Below are 18,777 nucleotides of genomic sequence, written 5' to 3'. Positions count from 1 at the left end.
TGACCGTGCTTTGAGAAAAAGGAGTAAGCACGGCGACTCGATGTGGCCGAAGATGGATTGCCCCCTCGATCTTGCCGACCCGGAGAGCCTGCGCGTGCTCATACGACTCCTACGGACCCATCTGGATCCGTACAAGAAGACGATCGCCGTCCTGGTGCTGCTCCAGTTGCTGCAGACCAGCGCGACGCTCTATCTGCCGACCCTCAACGCGGACATCATCGACCAGGGTGTCGTGAAGGGGGACACCGGCTACATCCTCAGTTTCGGTGCGCTGATGGTCGGTGTCAGCCTGGTGCAGGTGGTCTGCAACGTCGGGGCCGTCTTCTTCGGGGCGCGGACCGCCGCGTCCCTGGGCCGCGATGTCCGGGCCGCCGTGTTCGATCGGGTGCAGAGCTTCTCCGCACGAGAGGTCGGGCAGTTCGGCGCCCCGTCACTGATCACCCGGTCGACCAACGACGTACAGCAGATCCAGATGCTGGTACTGATGGCCTTCACGCTGATGGTGTCGGCGCCGATCATGTGTGTGGGCGGCATCGTCATGGCCCTCGGCTTGGATGTTCAGCTGTCCATGGTGCTGCTGGCTGTCGTGCCGGTGCTCGGGATCTCCGTCACCGTGATCGTGCTCAAGACGCGTCCGCTCTTCCGCCAGATGCAGGAGCGTCTGGACACGGTCAACCGGGTACTGCGCGAGCAGATCACCGGGAACAGGGTGATCCGGGCTTTCGTACGTGACGAGTTCGAGCGCAATCGTTTCGCCCGGGCCAACGACGAGCTGACGGACGTCTCGCTGTCGGCCGGGCGACTGATGGCCCTGATGTTCCCCACGGTGATCCTGGTGGTGAACATCTCCAGTGTCGCCGTGGTCTGGTTCGGTGCTCAGCGCATCGACAGCGGCGGGATGGAGATCGGGGCGCTGACCGCGTTCCTGGCCTATCTGATGCAGATCGTGATGGCCGTGATGATGGCCACCTTCATGTTCATGATGGTGCCCCGGGCCGAGGTCTGCGCCGAACGCATCAAGCAGGTGCTGGACACCAAGTCCAGTGTGGTGCCACCAAGCGAGCCGGTGACACGCCTCGGTACCGGGGGACACCTGGAGCTGCGCGGGGCCGACTTCGGCTACCCGGGTGCGGAGGCCCCGGTGCTGCGCGGGGTCGACCTCGTGGCAGGGCCGGGAGAGACCACTGCCGTGATCGGCTCGACCGGAAGCGGGAAGTCCACCTTGCTGGGCCTGGTTCCCAGGCTTTTCGACGCCACTGGCGGTGAAGTCCTCGTGGGGGGCGTGGACGTGCGCAGGATCGACCCGCAGGTACTTTCCCGCACCGTGGGCTTGGTCCCGCAGAAGCCTTACCTCTTCTCCGGCACGGTGGCCTCCAATCTGCGCTACGGACGGCCCCAGGCGACGGACGAGGAGTTGTGGCGGGCACTTGAGGTAGCCCAAGCCAGGGAGTTCGTGGAGCGGATGGAAGGCGGCCTGGACGCGACGATCGCCCAGGGCGGGACCAACGTGTCCGGCGGCCAGCGCCAGCGACTGGCGATCGCCCGGACCCTGGTGCAGCAGCCGGCGATCTACCTGTTCGACGACTCCTTCTCGGCTCTGGACTATGCGACGGACGCGGCCCTGCGGGCAGCGCTCGGCCGCGAGACCTCGGACGCCACCGTGGTGATCGTCGCCCAGCGGGTGTCGACGATCCGCGAAGCCGACCGCATCGTCGTCCTTGACGAGGGACAGGTGGTGGGCGTGGGCCGGCACCACGAGCTGATGGCGGACAACGAAACCTACCGGGAGATCGTGCTCTCCCAGCTGACGGAGGCGGAAGCCGCATGAGCGGTCCCGGTGGACGCATGATGGCGGGGCCGGCTCAGCGGTCCCTGGACTTCAAGGGATCCAGCAAGCGGCTCCTGCGCATGCTGGCCCGGGACCGCGCCAAGCTGTGGGGCATGGTCCTCGCGGTCTTCGGCAGTGTCGCGATGTCAGTCGTCGGTCCGAAGATCCTGGGTGCGGCCACGGACCTTGTGTTCGCGGGGATCGTGGGACGACAGCTGCCCGCCGGCCTGACCAAGGAACAGGCGCTCCAGGGGTTGCGGGACCGCGGCGAGGGCGGGATGGCGGAGATGCTTTCCGGTACCGCCTTCACACCCGGTCAGGGAATCGACTTCACCGCGGTGGGGCGGGTCGCGCTGTGGGCGGTGGTCGTCTTCACCCTGGCCGGCCTGCTGATGCTGGTGGCGACCCGGGTCTCCAACCTCGTGATCAACGGAGCGATGTACCGGCTGCGTGAGGAGTTGCAGGGGAAGCTCTCACGGCTCCCGCTGTCGTACTTCGACGGTCAAAAACGCGGCGAGGTGCTCAGCCGGGCTACCAACGACATCGACAACATCGGCCAGACCCTGCAGCAGACGATGGGGCAGTTGTTGAACTCGTTGCTCACCATCGTGGGCGTACTGGCGATGATGATCTGGATCTCGCCGCTGTTGGCACTGGTGGCCTTGGTGACGGTTCCGCTGTCGGTGGTTGTCGCCACCCGCATCGGAAAGCGTTCCCAGCCCCACTTCATCGCGCAGTGGAAGTCCACGGGCACCCTCAACGCCCACGTGGAGGAGATGTACTCGGGTCACTCCCTGGTGAAGGTCTTCGGGCGCCAGAAGGAGTCCGCACAGGTGTTCGCCGAGCACAATGAGGAGCTCTTCCGGGCTTCCTTCAAGGCCCAGTTCGTCAGCGGGATCATGCAACCGGTGATGTTGTTCATCTCCAACATCAACTACGTGCTGGTGGCGGTCGTCGGCGGACTGCGGGTGGCCTCCGGCACCCTGTCGATCGGTGACGTCCAGGCGTTCATCCAGTACACCCGACAGTTCTCCATGCCCCTGACCCAGGTGGCCTCGATGGCGAACCTCGTACAGTCGGGCGTGGCGTCCGCCGAGCGGGTCTTCGAACTCCTCGACGCCGCGGAACAAGATCCGGACACCTCCGTTCCGGAACGGCCTGCCGAGTTGAAGGGCCAGGTGACCCTTGACGGCGTCGCCTTCCGCTACACCCCGGACGAGCCGCTGATCGAGAACCTCTCCCTCCAAGTGGAACCGGGCCACACGGTCGCGATCGTCGGACCCACGGGGGCGGGCAAGACCACCCTGGTGAACCTCTTGATGCGGTTCTACGAGGTGACCGGCGGCCGGATCGCTCTCGATGGGGTCGACATCGCCCGGATGACCCGGGAGGAGCTGCGATCCGGCATCGGCATGGTGCTCCAGGACACCTGGCTGTTCGGGGGCACCATCGCGCAGAACATCGCCTACGGAGCGACCCGGGACGTGTCCCGCACCGAGATCGAGGAGGCGGCGCGGGCCGCACACGCCGACAGGTTCATCCGCACGCTGCCCGACGGCTATGACACGGTGCTGGACGATGAGGGCGCCGGAGTCAGCGCCGGCGAGAAGCAACTGATCACGATCGCGCGGGCGTTCCTGTCGGATCCGGTGATCCTGGTGCTGGACGAGGCGACAAGTTCGGTCGACACCCGCACCGAGGTGCTCATCCAGAAGGCGATGGCAAGGCTCTCGCACGGGCGTACGTCCTTCGTGATCGCACACCGGCTCTCCACCATCCGCGACGCGGATGTGATCTTGGTGATGGAGCGCGGGTCCATCGTCGAGCAGGGCACGCACGAGGAACTGTTGGCGGCGGAGGGCGCCTACGCCCGACTGTACGCGGCCCAGTTCGCCCAAGCCGTCGTGGAGGTCGACTGACCTCAGTCGAGGTATCCGCGGAGCTGGTCCGCGAAGGCATGGTCGCGCAGCTTGTTCAGGGTCTTGGACTCGATCTGACGGATCCGCTCACGCGTCACACCGAAGATGCGCCCTATCTCCTCCAAGGTCCGGGGGCGACCGTCCATCAGCCCGTAGCGCAGCTGAACCACCTTGCGCTCGCGCTCTCCAAGGGTGGACAGCACCGCCTCCAGATGTTCGCGCAGGAGGAAGAAGGCAGCCGACTCCACCGGGGAGGCCGCGTCGCCGTCCTCGATGAGGTCTCCCAGGGCGACATCGTCCTCCTCGCCGACCGGTGCGTGCAGGGAGACCGGTTCCTGGGCGAGCCGCAACACCTCGCTGACCCGCTCCGGGGGCAGCCCCAGTTGGGTCGCGACTTCCTCGGAGGTCGGTTCGTAGCCGCGTTCTTGCAGGATGCGGCGTTGGACCCGGACGACCCGGTTGATGAGCTCCACGACGTGGACCGGGACACGGATGGTCCGCGCCTGGTCGGCAAGGGCCCTGGACATCGCCTGGCGGATCCACCAGGTCGCGTAGGTGGAGAATTTGTAGCCGCGTGCGTAGTCGAACTTCTCCACTGCCCTGATCAGGCCCAGGTTTCCCTCCTGGACCAGGTCGAGCATGGTCAGCCCGCGACCCACGTAGCGCTTGGCGACCGAGACGACGAGCCGGAGGTTCGCCTCGATCAGGCGGCGCTTGGCCATCCGGCCGAGGACGACGAGCCGATCGAGGTCCACGGCGAGGAGCGAGTCGAGGTCGGATGCTCCGCTGAGCTTCTCCTCCGCGAAGAGACCTGCTTCGACTCGTCGCGCCAGCTCCACCTCCTCGGCAGCCGTCAGGAGCGGAATCCTGCCTATTTCCCGCAAGTACTGGCGGAAGAGGTCGGCCGAGGGACCACTGGCCTCGGCCCGCGCCGTACGCGGCGCCGGCACCCCCTCGGCCTCGGTGTCCATCGCGACCACCGGTTCGGTTTCGGGGTGCGCTTCGGCTCGGCTCTGCGGGGGCACGACTTCGGGCGTGGTCTGGGTCTGCACGGGGGCGACCTCCAGGACTCCGAGGGCTCAGGCACCGCAACTCAGTGTGGGGGACGACACATGGCTGCTACGAGGGGCGTGCGGGCACTTTCTGAGTCCGGTGCGTGACCGGACGGTTACCCGCTGGACGGGTGCCCCATGCCGCCTAGAACGGTTGTCCCCTCCACTCAGAGGGCCTCGGCACCCCGGTTGCGAAGCGCCTGCCCGTACTGCTGGAGCACCCACAGGTCCTGCTGGACCGCTGCCAGCTGCTGTGAGCTTCCGTGGGAGCCCAGGCGCGCCATGGTGCCCTGGATATCGTGGACACGGCGGTCCACGGCGCGCAGCCGAACCTGCACCAATTGCACGCCCGCATAGGCCTCGTCCACGGTCTTGGCGTGGATCGCCTCGACGGCAAGCTCGGTGATCATGGCTCGGACCGTGTCATTGGGGGCCGCGTCCCGAACCCGCGCGAGGTAGTCGGGTGCGTCCTGACCGGCGCCGCCGGCTTCCGCGATGGCCTGACGGACCGTGGCGTACGGAGGAGCGGTGAACTCGTCGGCTCCATAGGCGTCAAAAGCGGGTGAGACCAACTCAGGGCGCTGGAGCGCCAGCTTGAGCAGTTCGCGCTCGGTGCGATGGGCCGGGCTGCGCAGGTTGAGCGCGGGACCGGCGGGCGGGGTCGCGGCAGCGGACGCCCCGGCGTGCTCCGATCCCCCCGGCCCGCCTTCGCCGCGGGGGCCGCCGGTGCGCTGCGGCGGTGCCGGGCGGCCCCCCCGCTCGCGGGCCCATCGGGCCAACTGAGCCACTCGCTTCACCACGAACTGCTCGTCGCGGACGCCGAGCATCCCGGCGAGCTGGACCGCCGACTCGTGCTGGATCGCGATGTTCTTGATCCCGGCGACGATGGGGGCGGCTTCGTCCAGGGCGGCAGCCCGACCAGCCGGCGTCTCCAGGTTGTGGCGGCGCACGACATGGCGGATGGCGAACTCGAACAGCGGCGTGCGGTTGTCCACCAGCGCGCAAACCGCCCCATCGCCCTCGGCCAGCCGCAGCTCACAGGGGTCCATGCCGCCCGGGGTGATCGCGATGGATGTCTCCGCCGCGAACTTCTGGTCGTCCTCGAAGGCTCGTAGGGCGGCCTTCTGCCCTGCGGCGTCACCGTCGAAGGTGAAGACCACCTCAGCGCTGGCGTTGTCCATCAACAGGCGGCGAAGGATCTTGATGTGGTCACCGCCGAAGGAGGTTCCGCAGGTGGCGATCGCGGTGGTCACTCCGGCGAGGTGGCAGGCCATGACGTCGGTGTAACCCTCGACGACCACGGCCCGGCTGGTCTTCGCGATCTCCTTCTTCGCCAGGTCGATTCCGTAGAGGACCTGGGACTTCTTGTAAATCGCCGTTTCCGGGGTGTTGAGGTACTTCGGTCCGTTGTCGTCCTCGCGCAGTTTGCGTGCGCCGAAGCCGACCACCTCGCCCGTGATGTCGCGGATCGGCCACATCAATCGGCCCCGGAAGCGGTCGATCGGCTTACCGCTACGGCTGTCCTGGGCCAGGCCGGACAGCAGCAGCTCCTTGTCGCTGAATCCCCTGCCCCGGAGGAACCGGGTCAGGTGGTCCCAGCCGGCCGGGCTGTAGCCGACCCCGAAATGTGCCGCTGCGGCCTGGTCGAAGCCGCGTTCCGCCAGGAACCTGCGGCCGATTTCGGCCTCTGGGCTTTCCAGCTGATCGAGGTAGAAGGCAGCGGCGGCCTTATGGGCCTCGACCAGCCGGATGCGCTCACCCCGACCGCTCTGCCCCGGGGTGTAGCCACCCTCTTCGTAGCGCAGGGTGATACCGGCCTGACCGGCCAGACGCTCGACCGCCTCGGAGAACGAGAGGTGGTCGATCTTCATCACGAAGTCGAGGGTGTCCCCGCCCGCCTGGCAACCGAAGCAGTGGTAGAGCCCCTTACTCGGGCTGACCTGGAAGGACGGGGACTTCTCGTCGTGGAAGGGGCACAGGCCCTTGAGGTTGCCACCGCCGGCATTGCGCAGCTGGAGGTATTCGGAAACCACGGCGTCGATCGGGACTGCGTCCCGGACCGCCTTCACGTCGTCGTCGTTGATCCTGCCTGCCACGCGTGAAGTCTACGGTGAGGGACGGACAACGCTCTCGGTCGGCTCCGCCCCTGCCTCGGTGAGCTGCGGCGGGGCGGAGCTCAGATCACTGGCCGAGGTCCTCCAGCGGCACGGAGGGATCGGCCAGCTTCGCCTGGTCCACCCGGGATCCGGAGCGGATGAGGCACTGAATGGGCTCGGTCACACCCCACACGTTGACGTTCATCCCGGCGAGTACCCGGCCCTCAGAGAGCCAGAACGCCACGAACTCCCGCTTACCGGCGTCTCCGCGCACCACCACCTGGTCATAGGACCCGGGGGCGGCGTAGCCCGAGTACTCCATCCCGACGTCGTACTGGTCGGAGAAGAAGTACGGGACACGCTCGTAGGAAACCTCCCGGCCCAGCATGGAGCGGGCAGCAGCCGGCCCGCCGTTGAGCGCGTTCGCCCAGTGCTCCACGCGCAGTCGGCGGCCGAGCAACGGGTGCTCCGCGCAGGCCACGTCACCTGCGGCGAAGACATCGGGGTCGCTGGTGCGCAGGGCGCGGTCCACGGCGATGCCGCCACCTTCCCCCCGGTCCGCGAGCGCCAGGCCCGAGGCCTCGGCGAGCGCCGTGCGGGGGGCCGCACCCACTGCGGCCAGCACCACGTGAGCCGGGTGCTCCTCGTCCTCGTCGGTACGTGCGGCGAGGACCATACCGTCCTGGCCGATGATCTCGGTGAGGCGCGCGCCGAAGCGGAAGCGCACGCCGTGCTCCTGATGGAGCTCGGTGAAGAACTGACCGAGCTCCGGGCCCAGCGCCCCGTGCAGCGGAGTGGGTTCGGGTTCGACCACGGTGACCTCCGCCCCGTACTCGCGTGCCGCTGCCGCGACCTCCAGGCCGATCCAACCGGCCCCGGCGACGACCAGGTGCCCGTTGTCCCGACCGAGGCTGGCCAGTACGCCACGGAGCCGTTCGGCGTGGGCCAGCCGGCGCAGATGGTGCACACCGGCGAGGTCGGTGCCGGGGATGTCCAGCCGGCGCGGTTCGGAGCCGGTGGCCAGGAGTAGCCGGTCGTAGTGCACCACGGCACCGTCACCGAGGATGACCGACTTGCTGGCGCGGTCGATCTGGACGACCGGCTGGCCGAGGTGAAGCTCGATGTCGGCAGCTGCATACCAGGCGGCCTCGTGGACGAAGACGCTGTCCCGATCTTCCTTGCCCAGGAGGTAGCCCTTGGACAGTGCCGGTCGTTCGTACGGATGGTCGAGCTCATCCCCGATCAGGATGACCCGGCCGGTGAAGCCCTCTTCTCTGAGTGCCTGGGCGGCCTTTGCGCCGGCCAGCCCTCCGCCGACGATGACGAATGTCCGGTGTGCGTCGACCACTTGATGCCTCCTCATAACCATTCGGCCACATGCGAGCGTCCCGCACTGAGCCTGCCCCGTGAAGGGGGGATGGCGCGATCAGGTCAGGCCCGGCGAGTCGTGAGCCGGGCGTGCAGCGAGCGCGCCGAGGCGTCGGTCAGCGAGGCGATCTGGTCGACGACTGCGCGTTTGCGCGCCGGCTCGTCGGCCGCCGCGTCGAACAGCGCCCGGAACTGGGGGTCCAAACCCTCTGGGGCCCGTCTGGTGAGGGCCTCGGCCAGTTCGGCCAGGACGATGCGCTGGTCGGCGCGCAGCCGCTCCTGTTCGTCGCGCTGCATGACGTAGAGATCGGCAACCGCCTTGAGGACGGCACTCTCGTTGCGCGCGGTGCGCGGCACCACCAGCTCCGCCGCATAGCGGGTGAGCCGACCAGGGCCGAAGGCCTCTCGGGTCGCGCTCTCGGCGGCCAGGCAGAAACGGCCGATGAGCTGACTGGTGGCGTCCTTCAAGCGGGCCTGGGCAACCGCCGAGCCGTCGTACCCGTGCGGCCACCACGCCTCCCCCATCAACCGGTCCAGGGCGTCTAGCAGCTCCTGCGCGGCCGTGCCGGCCGGTACGTAGCGGCCGATCGCCACCTCGCAGATCTCTTCGCGCTCGGGGTCGGCGAACAAGAGGTTGGGGTCCAGGTGGCCGGCGTGGAGCCCGTCCTCGAAGTCGTGTACGCAGTAGGCGACGTCGTCGGCCCAGTCCATCACCTGTGCTTCGAAGCACTTGCCGTGCGGCGGGGCTCCCCGCCGAAGCCAGTCGAACACCGGGAGGTCGTCCTCATAGACACCGAACTTGACCGACTCGGGATCACTGGGATGGCCACCGCGCGGCCACGGGTACTTGGTGGCCGCGTCGAGGCAGGCACGGGTGAGGTTCAGGCCGACGCTGATCTGCTCGCCACGCTCGCCGGTGACGAACCGCTTGGGTTCGAGCCGGGTGAGCAGGCGCAGCGACTGGGCATTGCCCTCGAAGCCACCGCAGTCCTGGGCGATCTCGTTCAGTGCCGACTCACCGTTGTGTCCGAAGGGTGGGTGCCCCATGTCGTGCGAGAGACAGGCGGCCTCCACAAGATCGGGGTCGCAGCCGAGGGCTGCGCCGAGCTCGCGTCCGACCTGCGCGCATTCGAGTGAGTGCGTGAGCCTGGTGCGTGGGCTGGCATCCCAGTCCTGTGCGCTGACACCCGGGGTGACCACCTGGGTCTTGCCTGCGAGGCGCCGCAGCGCCGCGGAGTGCAACACCCGGGCGCGATCGCGCTGGAAGGCGCTTCTCCCGGGCCGCTTGTCGGGTTCGGCGGCCCACCGCTCGGTGGCGGAGGGGTCGTACGCGGCCGAGTCGGGGAACGGGTCGTGCGTGGCGCCTTCCATGTTGAGACGTTAACCGCAACTGCTGACAATCGGGGGATGTGAGGTGCCTCAGGCCGTGGCCAGTTCCCGCCCGGGCGCCATCGCGGGCTCGCCGACGAGGGCCTGGTCGTAGCGCAGCAGAAGGAGACGGGCCAGGGCAGGGTGAGCGCCGAGGGGCGCGGCAGCGATCCAAGGCGCGGCAGCAGCGCTCTGCGTGGCGAACCGCCCGGGGGCGGTGAAGTAGGAGGCGAGCGCGACGCGATGGTGTCCGCGAGCGGTCAGCGCCCGAACGGCACCTGGGACGGTGGGCGCCGCAGCTGAGGCGAACGCGGGGACGACGGGGACTCCGCCAAGGCGCTCGCTGAGCAGTACCGCGGTGCTGTGCGTGTCAGCAACGGACTGCCGGTCGCGGGAGCCGGCGGCCGCCAGGACCACGGCCGGGCCCCGGCGCCCCGGGCCGGTGGCGGGCCAGCCCGCCTCCGTGAGCCGGTCATGGAGGGCCTCGACGAGCAGCGGGTGGGGTCCAAGCGCGGCGGCCACCTTGATGTGCAGCCAGGGCGCCGCGGCTGCGGCGCGCGGCAGGTCCTGCTTGACGTGGTGGCCACGGCCGAGGAGGAGCGGGACGAGGACGGCCCGGCCGGACGGGAGGGAGGCGAGGGCCTCATCGAGGCGTGGCGCGTTCAGTTCGATGTGTCCCAGGCGGACGGGAAGCTGGGGACGCAGTTCCTGGACCGACTGGAGCAGGGAAGTGACAGTGCGTAGGGCGCGCGGGTCACGACTCCCGTGGGCGACGAGGACGAGGGCCGGTGCCGGGTGCGGGTGAGCGGGCATGCGGGTGCCTTCGTTCGTCGGGTTGGTGGTGGCTGCATCGGGGTGGACCGGGCGGGGGCGCAGACCGCTGAGTTGGGTGCCGAGCTGGGCGGTGATGCTGGTCAGCAGCTCGGCGGTGCTGCCGAGGGCGGGCGGCTCCGTCATGGACCGATCCTGACGGAGCCAGGTTGCGATGCCGTTGCCAGAGAGTGACGGGGGTTTTCCGAGTGCTCACGTCCGCACTCGGGAGGGTGAAAGGTGCCCTGGCCGGAACTTCGGTCACGCGAGGGCCGCATTCATCACAGAGAGTAACGCATTGGCTCGGGCTGACAGCCCGATCGACTTGGAGGTGGTGGCGTGATGGTTGAGCGACGGGGCGCTTCGGTGACCACGAGGCAGCGGGAAGATCAGCCGGATCGGGTGGGACGCTTTGCCGTACCCTGCCCGCTGGAGGAGTCGGAACAGCGATTTCAGGTTGCCCCTCACCACGGTGACGTCACGGTGCTGAGCGGTTCCTGCCTCGTCTGTAACCCGCAGGGCCCATCGGGTGTAACACCGCAGCCGCACGCTGGGCAGCATGCACACCGCGATGCCCCCCACTGCGACCCACTGCCCTTACTGCGCCCTGCAGTGCGGGATGAACCTGCGTCCCGTGCCGGGCGCCGGTGTCGAGGTGGTGGAACGCCCGGACTTCCCGGTCAACCGGGGGGCGCTGTGCGGGAAGGGGCGCACCGCCCCGGAGGTGCTCTCCTCTCGGGTACGCCTGACCGAGCCACTCGTGCGCTCACGGGCCACGGGCCGGCTCGAACCGGCCACCTGGCAGGAGGCCCTCGGGCTGGTGGCCGAAAGCCTGACCCGCACCCGTCAGGCACAGGGAGCGGACGCCGTAGGGGTGTTCGGCGGTGGAGGGCTGACCAACGAGAAGGCCTACGCCCTGGGCAAGTTCGCTCGCGTCGTGCTGGGAACCTCTCAAATCGACTACAACGGCCGCTTCTGCATGTCCTCGGCAGCAGCAGCCCACCAACGTGCTTTCGGCCTCGACCGGGGGCTGCCCTTCCCGCTGGAGGACATTCCCCGCACCGGTTGTGTGATCCTGGTCGGCTCCAACCTCGCCGAAACCATGCCTCCGGCCCTGCGCTACCTCACCGAACTACGGGAAAACGGGGGACGGTTGATCGTTGTCGACCCTCGCCGAACCCGGACCGCGGCACAGGCAGACCTCCACCTGGCCCCGCGACCGGGCACCGATCTCGCGCTGGCCCTCGGACTGCTGCACCTGGTGATCTCAGAGGGCCGCGTAGACGAGGCATTCGTCAAGGAGCGCACCAGCGGCTGGGAAGAGGTTCGGGCCACGGCCATGGCCCACTGGCCGGAGCGAGTGGAACGCATCACCGGAATCCCAGTGCCGCGGCTTCGCGAAGCCGTGCGGATGTTCTGCGCACCGCAGTCCGCGATGGTGCTCACCGCTCGCGGACCGGAGCAACACACCAAGGGCACCGACACTGTCAGTGCCTGGATCAACCTCTGCCTTTCCACCGGCCGCGCCGGGCGCCCCCTGTCCGGCTACGGCTGTCTGACCGGCCAGGGAAACGGACAAGGTGGTCGAGAGCACGGCCAGAAAGCCGACCAACTCCCCGGCTACCGGAAGTTGACCGACCCCGCGGACCGGGCTCATGTGGCCCGCGTCTGGGGCGTGGACCCTGACGACCTCCCCGGACCTGGCCGGAGCGCCTACGAGCTCCTGGACGCCCTGGGAAGCGAGGTGCGCGCTCTGTTGCTCATGGGCTCGAACCCGGTGGTCTCAGCGCCCAGAGCCGGTCACGTCGAGCAGCGACTGCGTTCGCTGGACTTCTTGGCCGTGGCCGACGTGGTGCTCTCCGAGACGGCGGCACTGGCCGATGTGGTGCTCCCCGTCACGCAGTGGGCGGAGGAGACCGGCACCACCACCAACCTCGAAGGGCGGGTGGTGCTGCGCCGACAAGCGGTCGACCCACCACCCGGAGTGCGCAGCGACCTGGAGGTCCTGCACGGCCTGGCAGCTCGAATGGGCTGGGAGAAGGGGTTTCCCACCGATCCACAGGAGGTGTTCGAAGAACTCGGGCTGGCTTCCGCCGGAGGAGCGGCCGACTACTCCGGCATCGACTACGGCCGCATCGACCGAGAAGACGGCATTTTCTGGCCATGTCCAGCACCGACCGATGGAAGAGCGGAACATCCTGGCACTCCGAGGCTGTTCCTCGAACGGTTCGCGACCGACGACGGTCTCGCCCGCTTCATCCCGGTGGAACACCGCGAGGCGGCGGAGGAACCAGATGCCCTCTACCCCGTCCTCCTCACCACCGGCCGCGTGGTCTCCCAGTACCAATCAGGCGCCCAGACCAGGCGGGTGGCAGAGCTCAACGCGGCGGCGCCCGGGCCGTTCGTGGAGCTGCACCCCAGGCTGGCCGAGCGGATCGGAGCGGTTGAGGGCCAACCGCTGGCGGTGGTGTCCCGCCGTGGACGAGCCGTGGCCCCTGCACGGATCACGGACACCATCCGCGCCGACACGGTGTTCATGCCCTTCCACTGGCCAGGGGAGGGCCGAGCGAACTCCTTGACCAATCCTGCACTCGACCCGACCTCCCGCATGCCCGAATTCAAGACCTGCGCGGTACGGGTGGAGCTGGCCGAGGAAGATCAGCAGGCCGCACGGGGCGAATAGCGCAACAGGTGGGCAGAGGGGACCCTGGCGGTTTCCAAGCCGCTCTCAGACCAAGGGGGGCACGGGGAGTCGGGTGTCGATCCGACGAGCCAGCCCCGGGTAGTCAAGGACCATACCCTCGGTGTCGAATTCGATGTCTCGGCGAAAGGTGCCCGATTCGAAGCGGATCAACGCTCCGCTCTCACCCTGCTCAACGGTGGAATACCGTTGCGTAGCAGCCACCACGGACAGTTCGGGCACGCTGACCCACGCCACGAGGAACTCCCGGTCGCCGCCCGAACGGTGCAGCTCATGGCGCAGGACCGGCATCGTGTTGGTCAGGGGGCACAGGCCTAGATCGCAGTCCAGCGCTCCGTCGAGTTGAGGCAGGGGCTCGCCGGCAGCGGTCCACCGACCGGCCTCGTCACGGCGCAATCCGAGTTCCTCGGTGCCGGCGGCCCTCTCCACTGTCACTCTCAGCCGACGGGTCACGAAATCCTCACCGGTCTCCAGCTTGTAGGAAACCCAGTAGGGCTCAGGCCCCGTGCCGACGGCGCGCCCCCGTGCACGCAGGACAGTGCCTTCACGCTCCGTCCAGGCGGTCTCATAACCGCCGGTTGCAACGACTTCCCAGGTAAGGACCCTAGAGACGATCACGTTTTCAGGCTAATCGCTAACCGGTTCCCTCGGGGGGACCTTCTTGTTGCGACAGCCGCCGCGGCGCCCCGCGTACCACTGAGGACTTCCGCGGCGGCTGTCGGCCATACAACCAGTCCCCACCCGGTATCAGCGTCCCTTCGGCTCGGAGCCGCCGCGCGAGGGGTTCCGCAGCCAGGTAGACCCAGGCGAGTACGATGCCGCCTTCCGCCCCCACTACGCGCAGAGCCGACCGGTCGTACAGGTTCTGGGGGTGGCCTGGGCCGTGGTAGTCCTCCAGGCGATCCAGCGCCCGCAGCAGTCCCCCGTAGTGCGCAGGGATGGCGGTGACCAGGTCACCAGCGATCATGGAGGCCCTCGCCCGTACGGCATAGGGGTAGCCGGGGCCCTCGTAGAGAGCCGCGCCGGGAAGACATGCCCGCTCCTCCCGGACGGCCCTGCCGAGCACGTAGCGGTCGTGGTTGACCTGGCCCGGACGCAGGGTCCCGTACACGAAGAAGGGCAGCTCGTTCATCACGAGTTCCGGGCCGTCTCGGCCGCGACCCATTCAAGGTAGTCCGCGCTCCCGTGAACCACGTGGGCGGCAAGGATCTCAGGCGTGTCGTAAGGGTGGGCGGCCAGCAGGTGGGCTTCGAGGTCCGGGTAGCGGGCGGCAACGGTCTTGAAAGTGACCTGCCATTCCTGAGCGGTCTCGACCGCTCCCCGCCAGCGATATACGGAAGTGACCGGTCCGGTGATCTGTGCACAGGCCGCGTATCGCGCCTCGACCGCGCCCGCGGCCAGGTGCCGCGCGGCATCGGTCGAGTCCACGGTGGTGGTGACGGCCAGAACCGTCTGCTCGTCCGGCGTCACGGCACTCTCCTTCGCCTTCGTCGGGTGCTGGCGCACCAGACGGGCGCCCGGTGCAGCGGCCGGCATCGGGAGCCAGGGCGCTCCTCTGATTGTCGGTCGCCCACGGCCGGCTGGTTCATCCACCCCGGGCGTGTCCCCTCACTCGTTCGGCGCCGCGGCACCGAAACGGCCCACGCTCCTCTGGAACAGTGGCGGTGACCTGGCGAAATGCTGGGCTCCGGGGCGTATGACAACTGGTCAAAGGAGCACGTGGAGGTAGGGCCGGGAGGCACCGCTGGCGCTTCCGGTCTTATCTCGACATCAACAGCGCAGAGTTCTCAAGGGAGTGCCCATGCCCCGCCGCACCGTACGCGTCCTCAGTGGCACCCTCCTGAGCGCGTCCCTGCTCCTCGCCGGGTCGGCCGCCTCCCTTGCCGCCCTGAGTCCGCAGGCCCATGCCGGGCAGGACAGTGACCCGGCGGTCGACGTCAGGCCCGTGCTCACCGAGCCGCCGAGCAAGCCGCAGGGCTCAACGCCGGCTGACGCCACCGAGAAGGACCGCCCGGTCGCCGGTACGAAGACCAGCCATGAGTCGACTGCGAGTGGTGGCCGGCTCGAAGTGTTCCCGAGCACGGCGGCCCCCGGCACGACCGTCACCGTCAGCACCACCGGGTGCGGTACGCACGCCAAGGCTGAAGGGGACGCGAGCACCGTGGGTGGGGGTCGTTTCAAACTGACCGCCGGTACCCACAAGGAACTGGTCGTGGGCCAGTTCACGGTTGGTAGGGAGGCTCGGTCGGGTACCCATCGGATCCGTGTGACCTGCCAGGACGGCAAGTCCATGCACGGCGATCTGAGCGTCGCCGACCAGGGCCCGAAGGGGCACGTCCAAACCGGTGTGGGCGGCGGCGCCTCCTCGTCTCCCGATCCCACCAAGATCGCGGCGGGAGCGGCCTTCCTGGCCGTATCCGCCGTCGGCGGTATCCGTCTCCTGCGTCGCCGGGCGAGCGGCACGCGGTGAGCGAGGACCGGCCGCACCGTCGTGCCGGAACCGGTACCGCCCCAGTCGTCCGCCCCGGAGGGCCCCCGAGCCGGGGCGGACGACACGGACCGCGTGCAGTGGGGGGTTGGGGTGCGCGCCCAGACTTCGGACGGGAAACGGTAGGTGATTCCAGTGGGTGAGGGCACCCGTTGCCATGCTGGCCGCGGTGGGCTTCTCGCGATCGCCGCCCTGACCGGTTTCTGGCTCATCAGCAGTGGCGTCGCCGACAGGTCGACGCCACCCCAGCCCTCTTACGCTCAGGCGGGGCATCCTGCGACGGCCGGTGTCGGGCGTGGTTCCAGCATCGCACCGCTGCCAGGCGCCGCCCCGAACCGCATCCGGATCCCGTCGATCGCGGTGGACGCACCACTCACCGGGCTGGGCCTCCAGCCGGACGGGCGCCTACAGGTGCCTCCCACCGGGCGTCCCGAACTCGCCGGCTGGTACCGGGAGGGAACTCCTCCCGGTGCGCGGGGCACTGCCTTGATCGCAGGGCACGTGGACCATTCCGGTGGGCCGGCGGTGTTCTACGCCCTGGGGTCGGTGCGACCCGGCGCGCTGGTCGAGGTGGTGCGGACGGACGGTCGAACAGCGGTGTTCACGGTTGACGCCGTCGAGTCCTTCGAAGCGACGGACTTCCCCGACACGCGCGTCTACGCACCGTCCTCCCGTCCGGAACTACGCCTGATCACCTGCGGGGGTTCCTTCTCTCCACGGGCCGGGTACGGAGGCAACATCGTCGCCTTCGCCCATCTGACGGGTACCTACGGTGGGGCTTGAGGATGCCCACCCGAAGTACGCCCGGAGGTCGGCGCAGCAGCGTATCCCCCTCGAACGTCAGGCGATCCACTGGTCGAAGGCAAGCTTGGCGACGAGCGAGACGACCACGGTCAACAGGACGCCCCGCACGAATCCGCTCCCCTTCTTCAGCGCCGTCCGCGCTCCGGCCATGCTGCCGATCAAGTTGAACAGGGCGAGCAGTCCGGCTAGTTGCCACAACACTGTGCCCTGATAGGCGAACATGGCGAGCGCGCCGCCGTTGGTGCAGACGTTGACGACCTTCGCAGTGGCCGAAGCCGTGACCAGGTCCATGTGCAGGAGGGCGGAGAGGGCCAGCACGAGGAAAGTGCCGGTGCCGGGTCCGAACAGGCCATCGTAGAAGCCCATTCCCAGGCCCGCAAGGGCGATGGCTGCGAGGATCCGCTTCCGGGTGACGGGACCGCCGGGAACAGCGGTCCCGAAGCTCGGTCGAAAGATCACGAAGGCGGCCACGGCCAACAGCACCACCATGATCACCGGCCGGAGCACCTCGCTACTGATACCACCGGCGAAGAACGCCCCGAGCATGGACCCCGCGAGGGCCGCCATGCCGATTCGAACTGCGAGGCGGAGGTCCAGCGGTGCTTTGCGGAGGTAGGTGATGGCGGCGCCCGAAGTTCCGACGATCGCCACGGCCTTGTTCGTACCGAGGACGTAGGAGGGGTGCGCTCCCGGCACCCCGAGTAGCAGGGCGGGTAGAAGCAGTAGCCCACCGCCCCCGACTACCGCGTCGATCCAGCCGGCCGCAGCTGCCGCGAGGCAGAGCGTGATGATCATCGTCAGTGATATGTCGGGCATGATCGTGACCCTATGAAGTTGATGGATGTAACGTCCATGCACTCCCTGGAAACTTGCGCAAGGCTTGAGCTTCGGCCGCCCTGAACACGGTTGCCCGTGACGCCACCGACCGCGCGCAGCCTCACACGGGCACCGGCCCACGATGAGAGGGCAGCGTTCCGCACCGGAAACCGGCGGGATGCCGAGGGGTAACAGCAGACCCGCAGGCTGCGAGCATGACCTCGCAACCACGGGTGGTGGTGATCGGCAGCGGCCTCGCCGGCCTGCGGCTCGCACAACGCACCCTCGCAGCCCAGCCCACCGCTTCGGTGACGGTGCTCGGGGAGGAAAGCCGCCGGCCCTACAACCGGGTGCTCCTCGCCGAGGTCCTGGCCGGCCGGTACGGGCCCGAGGTCACCGAACTCCCCTGGATCGGATCAGCACTGCTCCGGGACGCACGCGCCGTCCGCATCGACCGCACCACCCACACCGTGACCTGCCAGGACGGGCGCGTCATCGGCTACGACCGGCTGGTCCTCGCCACCGGATCGCGGCCGGTACTACCGCCACTGCGCGGCTTGGTCGACACCGAAAGCAGGCAGCTACCCGAAGGGGTCCACTCCTTGTGGACGATGGACGACTGCTTGGCGCTGACCGCGGCCGTCCAGCCGGGCCTACCAACCGTGGTGATCGGCGGGGGCCTGCTGGGCGTCTCCGCAGCCCGGGCACTGGCCGAACGCGGAGCCGAGGTGGTCCTCGCCCAGCAAGGAGACCGCCTGATGGAACGCCAGCTCGACCCAGAGGCTTCAGCGCTGCTGGCCGCCCACCTCACCTCGCTCGGCGTGGAAGTCCACACCGAATGCCGCGCCCGCGGTCTGGTCACTTCGCCCCGCGCGCCCACGCCCGACGACACCGTCCCGTCCGGCACCCGCACCTCCCGCGTCCCCACCGCGGAAGGCACGGGCGCCCGACGGGTCATCGCGGTGGAACTCGCGGACGGCTTCCGTCTGGATGCCGCACTCGTGGTCTTCGCGTGCGGCATCCGCCCCCGCGTCGGGCTGGCCCGGGACGCGGGCCTCGCCGTGCGCGAGGGAATCGTCGTCGACGACGAGCTACGCACCTCCGACCCGGACATCCACGCCATCGGAGACTGCGCCGAGCACCAGGGCCACTCGTACGGTCTCGCCGGTGCGGCACTCGACCAGGCAGACGCCCTGGCGGCCCGACTCGCCACCGGCACCGGGCGCTACGCGGGAACCCGCGCCCTCACCAGGCTGACCTTCAGTGGCGGCGAGCGCGCCCTCGACCTCGCCGCCTTCGGTGAGCCGACTCCCCGACCGGGCGACGACGTACTGCGCCTGACGGACGCCACCCGTGGCACCTACCGGCAGGTGGTGGTCCGTGGTGACCGGCTCGTCGGCGGGGTGCTGCTCGGTGAACTCTCCGCGGTGGGGACGCTGGCCCGCGCCTGGGAGGGCGACCAACCACTTCCGGATTCCCCCGGGAGTCCGCTGCTCCACCTGCTCACCGACGATGGAGGCTCCTGAG

Annotated in this window: 15 protein-coding genes; 6 read left to right on the top strand and 9 right to left on the bottom strand. The window is 68.8% G+C overall.

What is annotated here, in order from left to right:
- Positions 1-94 precede the first annotated feature (94 nt).
- The gene (locus ACFYMC_RS00525; protein WP_388517046.1) at positions 95-1,828 is read left to right on the top strand and encodes an ABC transporter ATP-binding protein; all 1,734 of its coding nucleotides are present in this window, start codon (positions 95-97) and stop codon (positions 1,826-1,828) included.
- Positions 1,825-3,747, top strand: a complete 1,923-nt coding sequence (locus ACFYMC_RS00520) for an ABC transporter ATP-binding protein (RefSeq protein ID WP_388516581.1) — start codon at positions 1,825-1,827, stop codon at positions 3,745-3,747. The genes ACFYMC_RS00525 and ACFYMC_RS00520 overlap by 4 nt, the downstream gene beginning before the upstream one ends.
- A 2-nt stretch (positions 3,748-3,749) precedes the next feature.
- On the opposite strand, the gene ACFYMC_RS00515 is transcribed toward ACFYMC_RS00520, so the two are convergent.
- The 5 genes from ACFYMC_RS00515 to ACFYMC_RS00495 all read right to left on the bottom strand — a co-directional run bounded on the left by ACFYMC_RS00515 (position 3,750) and on the right by ACFYMC_RS00495 (position 10,588).
- Positions 3,750-4,814 carry an RNA polymerase sigma factor gene (locus ACFYMC_RS00515; protein WP_388517042.1) on the bottom strand — a complete coding sequence of 355 codons (1,065 nt, stop codon included), beginning with the start codon at positions 4,812-4,814 and terminating at the stop codon, positions 3,750-3,752.
- Positions 4,815-4,966: 152 nt separating this feature from the next.
- Complete coding sequence (gene dnaG / locus ACFYMC_RS00510) at positions 4,967-6,895, bottom strand: DNA primase (RefSeq protein ID WP_388516577.1); 1,929 nt, start codon at positions 6,893-6,895, stop codon at positions 4,967-4,969.
- Between the two features lie 85 nt (positions 6,896-6,980).
- Positions 6,981-8,243 carry an NAD(P)/FAD-dependent oxidoreductase gene (locus tag ACFYMC_RS00505; RefSeq protein WP_388516574.1) on the bottom strand — a complete coding sequence of 421 codons (1,263 nt, stop codon included), beginning with the start codon at positions 8,241-8,243 and terminating at the stop codon, positions 6,981-6,983.
- Positions 8,244-8,326: 83 nt separating this feature from the next.
- The gene (locus ACFYMC_RS00500) at positions 8,327-9,634 is read right to left on the bottom strand and encodes a deoxyguanosinetriphosphate triphosphohydrolase (protein ID WP_388516572.1); all 1,308 of its coding nucleotides are present in this window, start codon (positions 9,632-9,634) and stop codon (positions 8,327-8,329) included.
- Between the two features lie 48 nt (positions 9,635-9,682).
- Positions 9,683-10,588: a sirohydrochlorin chelatase gene (locus ACFYMC_RS00495; protein ID WP_388516569.1), complete on the bottom strand. Its 906-nt coding sequence runs from the start codon at positions 10,586-10,588 to the stop codon at positions 9,683-9,685.
- A 412-nt stretch (positions 10,589-11,000) separates the two neighbouring features.
- Between ACFYMC_RS00495 and ACFYMC_RS00490 the strand changes: the two genes are divergently transcribed.
- Positions 11,001-13,124 carry a molybdopterin oxidoreductase family protein gene (locus tag ACFYMC_RS00490; RefSeq protein ID WP_388516566.1) on the top strand — a complete coding sequence of 708 codons (2,124 nt, stop codon included), beginning with the start codon at positions 11,001-11,003 and terminating at the stop codon, positions 13,122-13,124.
- A gap of 45 nt (positions 13,125-13,169) precedes the next feature.
- On the opposite strand, the gene ACFYMC_RS00485 is transcribed toward ACFYMC_RS00490, so the two are convergent.
- From ACFYMC_RS00485 to cutA, 3 genes are read right to left on the bottom strand one after another with little or no spacing between them, the layout of a single operon-like run.
- Positions 13,170-13,760, bottom strand: a complete 591-nt coding sequence (locus ACFYMC_RS00485) for a putative glycolipid-binding domain-containing protein (protein WP_388516563.1) — start codon at positions 13,758-13,760, stop codon at positions 13,170-13,172.
- 16 nt (positions 13,761-13,776) lie between these two features.
- The gene (locus ACFYMC_RS00480; protein ID WP_388516560.1) at positions 13,777-14,274 is read right to left on the bottom strand and encodes a gamma-glutamylcyclotransferase family protein; all 498 of its coding nucleotides are present in this window, start codon (positions 14,272-14,274) and stop codon (positions 13,777-13,779) included.
- Positions 14,274-14,678, bottom strand: coding sequence for a divalent-cation tolerance protein CutA (gene cutA, locus ACFYMC_RS00475; RefSeq protein WP_388516557.1), 405 nt, complete (start codon positions 14,676-14,678; stop codon positions 14,274-14,276). The genes ACFYMC_RS00480 and cutA overlap by 1 nt, the downstream gene beginning before the upstream one ends.
- 265 nt (positions 14,679-14,943) lie before the next feature.
- On the opposite strand from cutA, the gene ACFYMC_RS00470 reads away from it, so the two are divergent.
- The gene (locus ACFYMC_RS00470) at positions 14,944-15,612 is read left to right on the top strand and encodes a hypothetical protein (RefSeq protein ID WP_388516554.1); all 669 of its coding nucleotides are present in this window, start codon (positions 14,944-14,946) and stop codon (positions 15,610-15,612) included.
- 153 nt (positions 15,613-15,765) lie between these two features.
- Positions 15,766-16,413: a class F sortase gene (locus ACFYMC_RS00465; RefSeq protein WP_388516552.1), complete on the top strand. Its 648-nt coding sequence runs from the start codon at positions 15,766-15,768 to the stop codon at positions 16,411-16,413.
- Between the two features lie 57 nt (positions 16,414-16,470).
- Here ACFYMC_RS00465 and ACFYMC_RS00460 read toward each other — a convergent pair whose 3' ends face one another.
- Positions 16,471-17,250: a sulfite exporter TauE/SafE family protein gene (locus tag ACFYMC_RS00460; RefSeq protein ID WP_388516549.1), complete on the bottom strand. Its 780-nt coding sequence runs from the start codon at positions 17,248-17,250 to the stop codon at positions 16,471-16,473.
- A gap of 215 nt (positions 17,251-17,465) precedes the next feature.
- On the opposite strand from ACFYMC_RS00460, the gene ACFYMC_RS00455 reads away from it, so the two are divergent.
- The gene (locus tag ACFYMC_RS00455; RefSeq protein WP_388516546.1) at positions 17,466-18,776 is read left to right on the top strand and encodes an NAD(P)/FAD-dependent oxidoreductase; all 1,311 of its coding nucleotides are present in this window, start codon (positions 17,466-17,468) and stop codon (positions 18,774-18,776) included.
- Position 18,777 lies beyond the last annotated feature (1 nt).

The sequence above is a fragment of the Streptomyces sp. NPDC006879 genome, assembly GCF_042869595.1.
Taxonomy (GTDB): domain Bacteria; phylum Actinomycetota; class Actinomycetes; order Streptomycetales; family Streptomycetaceae; genus Streptomyces.
This window is presented reverse-complemented; position numbering and strand designations above follow the sequence as displayed.